This is a genomic window from Humibacter sp. (assembly GCF_051954055.1).
Taxonomy (GTDB): Bacteria; Actinomycetota; Actinomycetes; order Actinomycetales; family Microbacteriaceae; genus Humibacter.
Genome location: NZ_JBQCIE010000135.1, coordinates 1 through 11,719 on the forward strand (window position 1 = coordinate 1; position 11,719 = coordinate 11,719).

9 protein-coding genes are annotated in these 11,719 nt (G+C 69.7%); 2 read left to right on the plus strand and 7 right to left on the minus strand.

What is annotated here, in order from left to right:
* Positions 1 to 2,988 (plus strand): ATP-binding protein (locus ACTHNC_RS17515; RefSeq protein WP_440295909.1); only part of this gene is annotated, 2,988 nt, incomplete at its 5' end.
* Positions 2,989 to 2,992: 4 nt separating this feature from the next.
* Here the strand turns inward: ACTHNC_RS17515 and ACTHNC_RS17520 are convergent.
* The 6 genes from ACTHNC_RS17520 to ACTHNC_RS17545 all read right to left on the minus strand — a co-directional run bounded on the left by ACTHNC_RS17520 (position 2,993) and on the right by ACTHNC_RS17545 (position 8,032).
* Positions 2,993 to 4,558, minus strand: a complete 1,566-nt coding sequence (locus ACTHNC_RS17520) for a PH domain-containing protein (protein ID WP_440295910.1) — start codon at positions 4,556 to 4,558, stop codon at positions 2,993 to 2,995.
* A gap of 146 nt (positions 4,559 to 4,704) precedes the next feature.
* Positions 4,705 to 5,223, minus strand: a complete 519-nt coding sequence (locus ACTHNC_RS17525) for a PH domain-containing protein (RefSeq protein ID WP_440295911.1) — start codon at positions 5,221 to 5,223, stop codon at positions 4,705 to 4,707.
* Positions 5,224 to 5,245: 22 nt separating this feature from the next.
* Positions 5,246 to 6,079, minus strand: a complete 834-nt coding sequence (locus tag ACTHNC_RS17530) for an ABC transporter permease (RefSeq protein WP_440295912.1) — start codon at positions 6,077 to 6,079, stop codon at positions 5,246 to 5,248.
* Entirely contained in the window at positions 6,076 to 7,104 is a 1,029-nt protein-coding gene (locus ACTHNC_RS17535) for an ATP-binding cassette domain-containing protein (RefSeq protein WP_440295913.1), read from the minus strand. Before ACTHNC_RS17535 ends, ACTHNC_RS17530 begins: the two co-directional genes overlap by 4 nt.
* Before the next feature lie 207 nt (positions 7,105 to 7,311).
* On the minus strand, positions 7,312 to 7,800 hold the full coding sequence (locus tag ACTHNC_RS17540) for a Clp protease N-terminal domain-containing protein (protein ID WP_440295914.1): 489 nt from the start codon (positions 7,798 to 7,800) through the stop codon (positions 7,312 to 7,314).
* Positions 7,793 to 8,032, minus strand: a complete 240-nt coding sequence (locus ACTHNC_RS17545; protein ID WP_440295915.1) for a hypothetical protein — start codon at positions 8,030 to 8,032, stop codon at positions 7,793 to 7,795. The genes ACTHNC_RS17540 and ACTHNC_RS17545 overlap by 8 nt, the downstream gene beginning before the upstream one ends.
* 192 nt (positions 8,033 to 8,224) lie before the next feature.
* Between ACTHNC_RS17545 and ACTHNC_RS17550 the strand changes: the two genes are divergently transcribed.
* Positions 8,225 to 9,181, plus strand: coding sequence for a sulfurtransferase (locus ACTHNC_RS17550; protein ID WP_440295916.1), 957 nt, complete (start codon positions 8,225 to 8,227; stop codon positions 9,179 to 9,181).
* A 6-nt stretch (positions 9,182 to 9,187) separates the two neighbouring features.
* Here ACTHNC_RS17550 and ACTHNC_RS17555 read toward each other — a convergent pair whose 3' ends face one another.
* Positions 9,188 to 11,704 carry a DEAD/DEAH box helicase gene (locus ACTHNC_RS17555; protein WP_440295917.1) on the minus strand — a complete coding sequence of 839 codons (2,517 nt, stop codon included), beginning with the start codon at positions 11,702 to 11,704 and terminating at the stop codon, positions 9,188 to 9,190.
* Between the last annotated feature and the right edge of the window lie 15 nt (positions 11,705 to 11,719).

Sequence of the window (11,719 nt, forward strand, 5' to 3'; positions counted from 1 at the left end):
CAGAGCGACCTGGCCGAGGCGGCGCAGGCAAGGGATGAAGCGCGGGCGGCGATCGAGCGCGGCGACTGGCTCGAGGCGGAGGCGCAGGCATCCGCGGGGCTGCTGCTGTGGCGCGGCGAACCGGGCGCCGATCTCGGCGAGACGGAACTGGCCGGGCGGCTGGCGGCGGTTGCGGCCTCGCTTCGTCGTGAGCTGACCCTGATCAGGGCCACGGCCAGGGTGGAGACCGGGGACGCACACGGTGCGCTCGCCGACCTGGCTCCCCTCGCCGAGGCGACGTCGCTGGACGAGACACTCGAGCTGCTGCGGCTGAAGGCGATCGCGGCGAGCGGCCGGCCGAACGACGCGATTCGCGAGTTCGCCGAGTTCCGCGAGCGGCTGCGGGACGATCTCGGCACCGACCCGTCGGCCGACCTCGTCGCGTTCAACGCCGAGCTGCTGAGAGCGCCGGGGGCTGCGACCGAGCCCGCACGCACGCTGCGGGTGGGCATCCGTGTTCCGCCGAACGAGCTGGTGGGACGCGACGACGACATCGCCGCCGTCGAGGAGCTGATGGCCTCTGCGCGGCTGACCACGATCCTCGGCGCCGGAGGGCTCGGCAAGACCCGCCTCGCGCAGGCGCTCGCGGCCCGTGCCGCCGAAGGGAGCAGTGCTGCAGAGCGGATGCCGGGGGTCGTCGTCGTGGAGCTCGCCAGCGTGCGCACGGGCGACGACGTTCCGCTGGCGCTCGCATCGACGCTCGGCATCCGCGAGTACACCGGCACGCGTCTCACGCTGAGCGATCCGGCGGTGCGAGTGGATGTGCGCACCCGCATCCTTGGCGCGCTGGACGAGCGGCCGACGCTGCTCGTGATGGACAACTGCGAGCACCTGATCGACGCGGCAGCCGAGTGGATCGCCGACATCCTCGCGTCGACGCGCGGTGTTCGCGTGCTCGCCACGAGCCGGGCACCACTCATGATCGCGGCCGAGCAGGTGTACCAGCTGGAGCCGCTGCCGGCCACGACGGCCGGCAGCGGAGTCGATCCCGGCCCGGCCGTCGCGCTCTTCATCGAGAGAGCACGGGCGGCACGCCCGTCCGTCGTGCTTCCGATCGAGACCATCGAGCGGCTGTGTGAGAAGCTCGACGGTCTGCCGCTGGCGATCGAGCTGGCCGCTACACGCGTCCGCTCGATGTCCGTCGAGGAGATCGAGCGTCGCATCGGTAACCGGTTCGCGCTGCTGCGCGGCGGCGACAGGGCCGCGCCCGAACGCCACCGCACCCTGCTGGCGGTGATCGACTGGAGCTGGAATCTGCTGCGTAGTTCCGAGCAGCGCACGCTGCGCAGGCTGTCGATGTTCGTCGACGGCTTTTCAGCGGATGCCGCGTCCGCCGTCTGCGGGTCGCCCGACGATATCGACGAGGACCTGGAGGGTCTCGTCAATCAGTCGCTGCTCTCCGCGGCCGAGAGCCGGCACACCGGTCGGGTTCGCTACCGCATGCTGGAGACGGTCCGCGAGTTCGGGGACCAGCGTCTGCAGGAGGCGGGCGAAGCGGACGACGTTGCTGCGAGCATCCGTTCCTGGGCAGATGCGGTCGCCCTCGATGCCCTTGAGAAAACGTACGGCGAGAACCAGGTGGCGACGTTCCACCGTGTCGAGGAGGAGCAGGACAACCTCGTCGCCGCGCTGCGCGACGCGATCGCCGTCGGAGATGCGCCGACCGCGAGCAGTGTGTTCGCGGCGCTCGGCATGCACTGGACGCTGCGCGGTGCGCACGGCGAGGTGATGGGTCTCGCGCCGCAGGTGCTGCAGTCGCTGCGCGGGTACGAGCCCGACGAGAGCCACCGTGACGCCACCATGGTCTCGCTCGGCATGATCGGAGCGACCTCGCTCATCACCGACGCCCGGCAGGGCATCCGCTCCATCGTTCGGGTGCGCAAGCTGCACGCCAAGGGGCCGGCGCACGATCCGCAGCTGAACGCGATGCTCAGCCTGTTGCTGGTCATGCCTGTGTTGTCCGAGGCGATGGACGTCGTGAAGCGGCTGTGCGCGAGCGACGATCCGGCGGTCGCCTCGTTCGGCCTCATCATCGGTTCGCAGCTGATGGAGAATTCGGGACGCATCGACGAGGCCATCGCCGCGTGCGAGCAGGCCTACGAGAAGGCGCAGATCACGAGGGATGTCTGGACGCTCGGCATGGCCGCGCACAACCTCGCCCAGCTGCACAGCGAACGGGGCGACTCGGCCGAGGTGCTCGCATGGGCGAAGCACGCCAGGGCCAATCTGGAGCAACTGAACGCCGGAGAGGACCTGCGCCAGCTGGACTGGCTGGTGGCCGCCAACGAGCTGGCGCTCGGGCGCCCTGAGAAAGCCCGGCCGGTGTTCGAGCAGCTCTCCGGGCTGCAGGGCGACCAGGACAGCTTCGACTGGAACGACCTGAAGGCGATCGGATTCGCCGGCCTCGCCGAGGTGGCCGCGGCCGAGGGAGACCTCGCGGAGTCGCGACGGCTGTACGGCGTGTCCGAGAGCACGTGGGGCGATCCGCCCGGCGGATTCGCACCGTGGTACTACGGGGCTGCGGCCGGATACCTGGTCGCCTCGGTGCGCACCGACGAGCGGGACGACCCGCGCGCGCGGCTCGTGGCACGACGCATCCGCGGCAGGATGCGCCGCGACGACCGGGTTCGCTCCGGCATGATCGACCGCCCGATCACGGGAGTGGGCGCCGTGGGCCTCGCGGTGTGGCTGCTCGCGACCGCCGCCGATGACCCGGATGCCGGCCACTGGCACGCAACAGGGCTCGAGCTGCTCGCCCTGGCGCGAGGTACGAAGGCGCGGCGCGACTTTCCGTCCCTGGACCCGGAACGGGCGCTGAATGACGTGCGAGGCGAGCATCCGGAGCTCGACGTCGACGCCGCGATCCGGAAGGTGGATGCGCTGACGCTCGACGAGCGCACCGCGCGCCTGACCGAGGTCGTGCGCTCGCTGCGCCCGCTGTTCCTCTGACCGATCAGCGCTGAGCGCCCGTGGTCTCCGACGCCGGACGCGGAGCACGCACGAGCACGTCGTCGGCGATGCGCCACGCCTCCTCGACCGACACGTCCGGAACCGAGTACCGGTGCCTGCCGGCGGCCGTCGTCGCGATCAGCGTCGCCAGTCCCGCCCGTCGCTGGAAGAACGACCGGCGCACGGTGAACCCGATGATGCCTGCCGTGTCGAGCACGATGCGCTTGCGGGCCAGCGACCCGTGGCGGGTGACCAGCCGGGTGCGCAGCAGCGCGTGGCCGAGCCCCCGCCAGCGGTCCTCCGCGAGCAGGGCCGCCGCTGGCACGAGTCCCACGAACACGATCCACACCGCGGGACTGAGGTAGCCGAGCAGCTGCGCGACGAGCACCGCCGCCGCGATCACCGCCACGCCCACCGCGGCCCGCGTGTAGCGCCGCCGGTGCGCGCGAATTCCGTGCGGCTGCAGTTCGCAAGTGAGCGGGTCGGCGTCCTCGTCGAGCGGGCCGAGCACGGCGCCGGCCACGCGCATCCCGTCCGCCCGCGGTCCGGCGGGTTCGACCACCACAAGCCCGGCGCGGTCGCGACCGATTCCCGTCATGATCGCGTGCACGGATGCCCCGCCCACGGCACGCAGCGACAGCGGTTCGTTGAGACTCACGCCGCGCAGTCGCCGCTCGTCGAGCGTGACCTGCCGCGTGCGCAGCAGTCCATGACGCACGTGCAGAGTGGTGGCATCCGTTCGCCAGATGGCGAAGCCGCTGTAGGCGAGCACGTAGCGCACGAGAGCGATGACCGACGCCGCGACGACGAGCACGAACGCGGCGCCGATCACGAGCTCGATCGTCGGGATGCGGCTCGCCGCGTCGATCCCGGCGCGCACGATCGGCAGCCGCACAAGGAGGCCGCCGTCGAAGAACTGGAGCTGCAGTGCGAAGAACGCCGCGGCGAACAGTGCGCCGACGCCGGTGAGCGTGAACGGCGCGAACCGCGCCCACGACCACTTCCAGCCGCTGAAGTCACGGCCGGCCGCCTCGGCGTCTGCCATCGCACCGCTCGGATCCACGCCCGCGGAACCACTCGGGGTTGCACCTCTCACGGCGCTCGGCGGAGGCGCGGGCAGCGTGATGCCCTGCAGCAGCTCAGCCCGCAACCCGGCGATGTCGGTCGCGGCGATGCCATCGAAGTCCAGGCCGTCCTGCCCGTGCGACGCGCTCGTGCCGACCTTCACCACGGCGAGCCCGACCAGGCGGTGCAACAGCGTCGCCTCGACGTCGACCGAACGGATGCGCTCGCGCGGCACCGAGAGCATCCTGCGGTTCAGGAACCCACGGCGCACCTGCACGTGCGTCGGCGTGATGCGGTAGCTCGTGGTCACCCAGCGCAGGATGCCGATCACGACGCCCAGGCCGGACAGCACGTACGTCCACCATGGCTCGCCGCCGACCGACCCGGCGACGACGGCCAGAAGCAGCACAGGCAGGTACCTGATGAGCTCGCGCACCGGAGGCACGAGCAGCATGCGCGGGTTCACGCGGCGCCACGGCGCGCTGGAGCTTGGAGGGGAGGCCATTTCTGGCCTCCCCCGCGACGCTCCCTCTTGCTCGGCCGGACGGCGGAACAGCGCCGTCCGGAACCGGCTCGTGGGGCCCAGCGCCGACCGCCGTCTCGGCGGTCGGTTCCCCGCCGACTCGGCCGGCGGCGTGGTGTCGACATTGCTCACGTCGCATCCCCGGGAATCTGTTGCGCCACCGCGGTGAGCGTGGCGATCACATCTCGTGCCACCGCGTCGTCGAGCGCGTGGATGCTCAACGCGCCCGCCGAAGACGCCGTCGTGACGGTCACCGTCGTGAGGCCGTAGATGCGGTGCAGGAAGCCTCGGCGCGAGTCGACGGTCTGGAGGCGCGCGATCGGGGCGACGCGGGTCTCCTGGGTCAGCCATCCGCTGCGCACGAACACGGCGTCTTCGGTGATCTCCCACCGGTGCACCCGGTAGCGCCACTTCGGCATGATCGAGACGTGCACGATGGCCACCACCACGGTGATGCCGAGGCCGCCGAGGTGCAGGGGGCTGGTCCAGGCATTCGCGAACAGCATCCAGACGAGCTGGAGGCCGACGAAGACGCACCAGCCGACCACGGCGTTCCAGGCCCAGAACGGCACGGCGCGCGGACTCGGCCGACCGGCCGGTTCGCGCACGAGTCGCGCGATCCGGCCGGTCGGTTCAGAGATGCTCATCGGATGCCCTTCCGAGTCCGTTCTACGCCTTGCGCATGTAGGCGCGCACGGTCAGCGGCGCGAAGATCGCGACGATCACGGCGGCACCGAGCAGCGAGATCCACAGGTCGACGCCGACGGTGCCGCTGTTCGCCAGGTCGCGCACGGCGGTCACGAGGTGGGAGATCGGGTTGACGTTCACGAACCACTGCAGCACCTGGGGAAGGCTCTTCACCGGCACGTACGCGTTGGAGAGGAACGTCAGCGGGAACAGCACGAGCATCGAGATGCCCTGCACGCTGGATGCCGTGCGTGCGATCACGCCGAAGAACGCAAAGATCCAGCTGATCGCCCAGGAGCAGGCGATGACGAGCAGGCCGGCGAGCACGACGTTGCCGAAGCCTCCGGCCGGGTGGTACCCGATCAGGTAGCCGACCACGAACGTGATCGTGGTGGCGATCGCGTACCGGACGGTGTCCGCGAGCAGCGCTCCGGAGAGCGGGGCGATGCGCGCGATCGGCAGCGAGCGGAACCGGTCGAACACGCCCTTGTCCATGTCTTCGCGCAGCTGAACGCCGGTGACGACCGAGGTCGTGATGACGGTCTGCACGAGGATGCCCGGGATCAGCAGCGGCAGATAGCTCTGCACGTTCCCGGCGATGGCGCCGCCGAAGAGGTAGGCGAACATCAGCGTGAAGATGATCGGCTGCACCGTCACATCCACGAGCTGTTCCGGGGTGCGACGGATCTTCACGAGGCCCCGGTAGGCCATCGTGAACGTGTTGCGCAGCGTCTGGCTCAGGCTCGTGTGGTTCTTGAGGCGGCGTTCGGACGGCGGGACGATGCGTCCCGGCGCAGCAGGCGCGATGGTGCTCATGCGTTCACCTTCTCCTTCTCGTCGGCATCGCCAGTGGGCGCCGACGTGTTCTGGTCGGCCGCATCGTGGCCGGTGATGGTCAGGAAGACCTCGTCGAGGCTGGGCTTCTGAACGCTCAGCTCGGTGAGATGGATGCCCGCCTCGCGCAGCGTGACGAGCAGGTCGGTCACGCGGTCGGCATCTGCCATGGGAGCAGTGATGCGCGCGGCCTCGGGCGACAGCGTGCCGCGAACGCCGAGCACTCGCTCGATCGCCGTGAGGGCGTCGTCGGTGTCTGCCGGGTCTTCGATGCGAAGCTGCAGCGACGAGGTGCCGACGGATGCCTTCAGCTCGTCGGCCGTGCCCTCGGCGACCACGCGTCCGCGGTCGATCACCGCGATGCGGTCGGCCAACTGGTCGGCCTCGTCCAGGTACTGCGTGGTGAGCAGCACCGTGGATCCGGTGGCGACCAGCTCGCGGATCGTGTCCCACATCTGCCCGCGGGTTCGCGGGTCGAGTCCCGTGGTGGGCTCGTCGAGGAAGATCAGCGGCGGCTGCGCGATGAGCGACGCCGCGAGGTCGAGCCTGCGACGCATACCGCCGGAGAACTTCTTGAGGGGCCGCTTGGCGGCATCCGTCAGCCCGAATCGCTCGAGCAGCTCCTCCGCCTTCAGCTTCGACTCCTTGCGGCCGAGGCCGAGGAGGCGGGAGAAGATGACGAGGTTCTCGGTGGCCGAGAGGGTCTCGTCGACGGATGCGTACTGGCCGGTGACGCCGATGAGCTGGCGCACGATCTGCGCCTCCTTCATCACGTCGTGCCCGAAGACCGTCGCGGTGCCCGCGTCGGGCTTGAGGAGTGTGGCCAGCATGCTGATGGTGGTGGTCTTGCCCGCGCCGTTCGGCCCGAGCACGCCGTAGACCGTGCCGGGCCGCACGAGCAGGTCGACGCCGTCGACCGCGCGGTTGTCGCCGAACGTCTTGACGAGACCGTGCGCCTCGATGGCCCAGTCGGCATTGCGGCCGGAATCATGCCGTTGTGCGTTCATGCGCGTCTCCTTTCGTGGATGCTTTGCGCGCCGGGTGGCGCACTGAAGTCGTGATTCAGCATGCGGGCAGCCGCTTTCGCGGCACTTACACCCCGCTTACACGCGCTTTCCGGCGCTGTCTCCTTAAGCTCAAGTCGCAGTTTTCGTCGTTATGCCGTCGGGATTGCGACAAGAACTGCGACGTGAACAGGTGCGGGCGTCCGAGGCTCATTCGTCGCGGTCGGCCAGCCGCTCGCGCTCGACCCGGCCGATCAGGCCGTCGCGGTCGACGCCTGCATACTCGAGCGCACGAGCGACCGTTCCGACATTGGCCGTGATCACGCCATAGAGCACGTCGAGTTCCGCGCGTCTACGCCGCCCTCGGCCAAGCGGCTGCGCCCGGCGGAACGCCTCCCGCGTCGCCGACGCCCACCCGGGGCGGGTCGGTCGCGGTGTCGCGTTCAGCAGCGACTCGTCCAACTCGTGGATGCCCACGACGGCGAGCGACCTCGCCCGCTCCGTGTCGAGCGCGCGATCGAGCGACTCGTAGTCGAGGCCGACACCGGCCAGGATGCCTGCAGCAAGCGAGTCATCCTCCGACGCGAGCGCGAGCAGCAGATGCTCCGGCTCGACGGTGACCGAGCCACGACGCTGGGCCTCGGAGAACGCGGTGACGACGACCGAACGGATCTGCTGGGGAACGGGGAAGTCATCCACGGCGCCTCCTCAGCTCGATGTCGGCATCCGCGACACGTTTGAGGTGCTTCTTGTGCACGGCCTGGCGCGTCACGCCGAGAGCTTCGGCGACGAGCCCCCAGCTCCAGCCGTCGCGTAGCGCGTGCTCGACGGCGGCATCCTCGAGCCGGTCGGCGAGGTCGCGAAGGGCGACAACGGCGGCGAGCTCATCTGCGACGCCGCCGGTGGGCGGGGGGATGCGTACTGGATTCATACTAAGCAACATAAGTTGCTACAGGAATCCCGTCAACCTAGGTTGCTTAACTTCCAGCGTTCCTTCGGCTAAGCAACCTCGGTTGCTCTCACGACACGACAGCGCATCCAAGGTCCGCGTCGAGTTCGCGTCGTGTTTCGTCGTGTTTCGCGGCCGGTGCGGGAGGCGGCATCCGGAACCTAGCGTGGACGGGTGACCGATCTCTCCGTGCCCGTCTCCACGCGCGGATCCGCGCAGCGCCTCCCCTTCACTGGTAGCGCGACGGCCCGACGGCACCTCGTGTCGACGGAGGAGCTCGCACAGCTGCTTGATCAGGACGAGCGCGAGGCACGACTCGTGGTCGTCGACGCCACGGTCGTGCAGGTGCAGGGCTTCGACGGGCATCCCGCATACGTCACAGGTCACGAGCAGTACCTGGTCGGCGGTCACATCCCGGGTGCGGTCTTCGCCGATCTGCTCGAAGAGTTCAGCGACGCGCAAGGGCCATTCGGCTTCGCCCGTCCGGATGCCGACCGATTCGCCCGCGGCGCAGTCGGGCTCGGCGTCGACGCCGACACGTTCGTGGTGGTGTACGACGACTCGGTCGGTCAGTGGGCGGCCCGACTGTGGTGGTTGTTCCGCTCGTTCGGGCACGAGTGCGTCGCCGTGCTCGATGGCGGTCTGCGCAAGTGGGCTGCGGAGGAGCGACCGCTCGAGATCGGGCACGTGACGCCGACGCCCTCGTCGGGCTACGTGGCCGCCGAAGGCGAGGGGTTCTGGGTGGACAAGGAGCGGGTGCTGCGTGCTGTCACCGGCCAGCAGCCCGCTCTGCTGGTCTGCGGCCTGCCGCCCCGGGAGTTCACCGGCGAGAGCGGTCACCGCCCACGACTCGGGCACATTCCCGGCAGCGTCAGCGCTCCGGCGTCACGACTCGTCGATCGCGCGACGAACGCACTGCTGCCCGACGACGCGCTGCGCGCCCTGCTCGCGGATGCCGTCGCCTCCCCCGATCCGGTCGTCGCGTACTGCGCGGGCGGTGTGGCCGCCTCGGCCGACGCTCTCGCGCTCGCCGTGCTCGGCCGAGATGACGTGGCGGTGTACGACGGCTCGCTCAACGAATGGGCCGCGGACCCCGACGCACCGTTGGAAACCGTCCCGGCCGCCGGCTAGGGCTGCTTACAGCCTGTTCACCGCGGCGACCCGCAACACCGCTGCTCCCTCCGCGTCCGAGGCGCCGAGGTCCACCTCTGCGGCGATCCCCCAGTCGTGGTCGCCCGCAGGGTCCGCCAGGATCTGCCGCACCCGCCACATGCGCGCCTCGTCGTGCAGCGCCGAGGCATCCTCGACGATGAGCATCGCCGCGCTGCGAGCGTTCGCGTCGGTGCCGATCGAGTCGTGCTCGGCGTAGTACGCGTCGAGGGCGTTCGCCCAGGCATCCTCGCCGAAGTCCGGGTCGAGCTCGCCCAGCTTGTCTGCGCGGTCCAGCGCCGCCCACTGCACTCGGCGGAACAGCTCGTTGCGCACGAGCACGAGGAACGCCCGCCGGTTCGAGGTGAGCGTGCGCGGGGCGGGCGGGACGATCGCGGTCTCTGCGGCGTGCCTGGCGGCATCCGGATGCACTAACTCCTCCCACTCGTCGAGCAGGCTGGAGTCCACCTGCCGCACCAGCTCGCCGAGCCACTCGATCACGTCGCGCAGCTCGTCGTTCGCAGCTTTGTCGGGCACGGTCTGCCGCAGCGCCCGGAACGCGTCGGAGAGGTAGCGCAGCACGACGCCTTCGCTGCGCGCGAGGTTGTAGAACGAGACGAACTCCGCGAACGTCATCGCCCGCTCGTACAGGTCGCGGACGACCGACTTCGGGCTGAGTTCGAAGTCGCGCACCCACGGCTGACTGGAACTGTACGTCTCGAACGACTGCTGAAGGATGCCCTCCAGCGGCTTCGGCCAGGTCACCTCCTCGAGCAGCTCCATGCGTTCGTCGTACTCGATGCCCTCCGCCTTCATCGCGGCGACCGCCTCGCCGCGGGCGAGGTGCTGCTGGGCCAACAGCACGGGACGCGGGTCGTCGAGCGTCGCCTCCACGACCGAGATGATGTCCAGGGCGTAATCGCCGCTGCCGACGCCCTGCTCGGTTGGCCCCTGGTTCGGCGAGAACAGTTCGAAGGCGGCGAGCGCGAACGGCGACAACGGCTGGTTCAGCGCGAAGTTGGGCTGCAGGTCGACCGTGAGGCGAGGGATGCCGTCGGTGTCCTTCTCGACGACGCCCGCCGTCACCAGCGTGCGGTAGATGCCGAGGGCGCGCCGGGCGAGCTCGAGCTGGCGTTTCCACGGTTCGTGGTTGTCGAACACGAGCGACCGCACGTTGCCGAACACGTCGCCGCCTCGGCCGATGACGTTGACGATCATCGCGCTCGTGATCTGCAGGTGCGGAGTGAGCGTCTCGGGCTCGGCCTCGATGAGCCGGCGGAACGACGGCTCACCCCAGGAGACGAAGCCCTCCGGGGCCTTCTTGCGCACGATCTTGCGCTTCTTCTTCGGATCGTCGCCCGCCTTCGCGACGGCCCTGGCGTTCTCGATGTCGTGCTCGGGCGCCTGTGCGACGACGGTGCCAGCGGTGTCGTAGCCGGCGCGTCCGGCCCGTCCGGCGATCTGGTGGAACTCGCGCGCGGTCAGCTGCCGCATCTTCGTGCCGTCGTACTTGGTGAGCGCGGTCAGCAGCACGCTGCGGATCGGAACGTTGATGCCAACGCCCAGCGTGTCCGTTCCGCAGACGACCCTGAGCAGACCGCGCTGGGCGAGCTGCTCGACGAGCCTGCGGTACTTCGGCAGCATGCCGGCGTGGTGCACGCCGATCCCGAGCCGGAGCAGTCGGGAGAGGGTCTGACCGAACCCGGTCGCGAACCGGAATCCACCGATGGCGTCCGCTATCGCATCCCGCTGCTCTCGGCTGGCGATGGATGCCCCGGCCAGCGCCTGGGCACGCTCGAGGGCGTCCTTCTGCGAGAAGTGCACGACGTACACGGGGGCCTTGCCGGCATCCAGCAGCTCCTGGATCGTCTCATGCACCGGTGTCAGCGCGTACGAGTAGTCCAGCGGCACGGGACGCTCGACACCCGTCACCGCCACGGTCTCGCGCCCGGTGCGCCGCGACAGGTCGTCGGCGATGCCGCTCACATCGCCCAGGGTCGCGCTCATCAGCACGAACTGCGCACGCTCCAGAATGAGCAGAGGCACCTGCCACGCCCAGCCGCGGTCGGGGTCGGCGTAGAAGTGGAACTCGTCCATCACGACCTGGTCGACGGGCGCATCGGGCCCCAGCCGCAGGGCGAGGTTCGCCAGGATCTCCGCCGTGCAGCAGATGATCGGCGCATCAGCGTTCACCTGCGAGTCGCCGGTCATCATGCCCACGTTCTCGGCACCGAATGTGTCGGCCAGGGCGAAGAACTTCTCGGAGACGAGCGCCTTGATCGGTGCGGTGTAGAACGTGCGGCGACCGTCCGCGAGAGCTGCAGCGTGCGCTCCGACGGCGATGAGGGATTTGCCGGTGCCGGTGGGCGTCGACACGATCACGTTGGCACCGGAGACGATGCCGATCAACGACTCCTCCTGTGCCGGGTAGAGCCTGAGGCCGCTCTCTCCCGCCCACTCGACGAAGACCTCGAACACCTCGTCGGGCGAGGCGAGTCCGCGCACCCTCTCGTCGAGGCG

Excerpts from the sequence above, each read along its gene's own strand:
- ACTHNC_RS17520 (WP_440295910.1), bottom strand. The coding sequence starts at position 4,558 with ATGGCCTCCCCTCCAAGCTCCAGCGCGCCGTGGCGCCGCGTGAACCCG.
- ACTHNC_RS17525 (WP_440295911.1), bottom strand. The coding sequence starts at position 5,223 with ATGAGCATCTCTGAACCGACCGGCCGGATCGCGCGACTCGTGCGCGAA.
- ACTHNC_RS17530 (WP_440295912.1), bottom strand. The coding sequence starts at position 6,079 with ATGAGCACCATCGCGCCTGCTGCGCCGGGACGCATCGTCCCGCCGTCC.
- ACTHNC_RS17535 (WP_440295913.1), bottom strand. The coding sequence starts at position 7,104 with ATGAACGCACAACGGCATGATTCCGGCCGCAATGCCGACTGGGCCATC.
- ACTHNC_RS17545 (WP_440295915.1), bottom strand. The coding sequence starts at position 8,032 with ATGAATCCAGTACGCATCCCCCCGCCCACCGGCGGCGTCGCAGATGAG.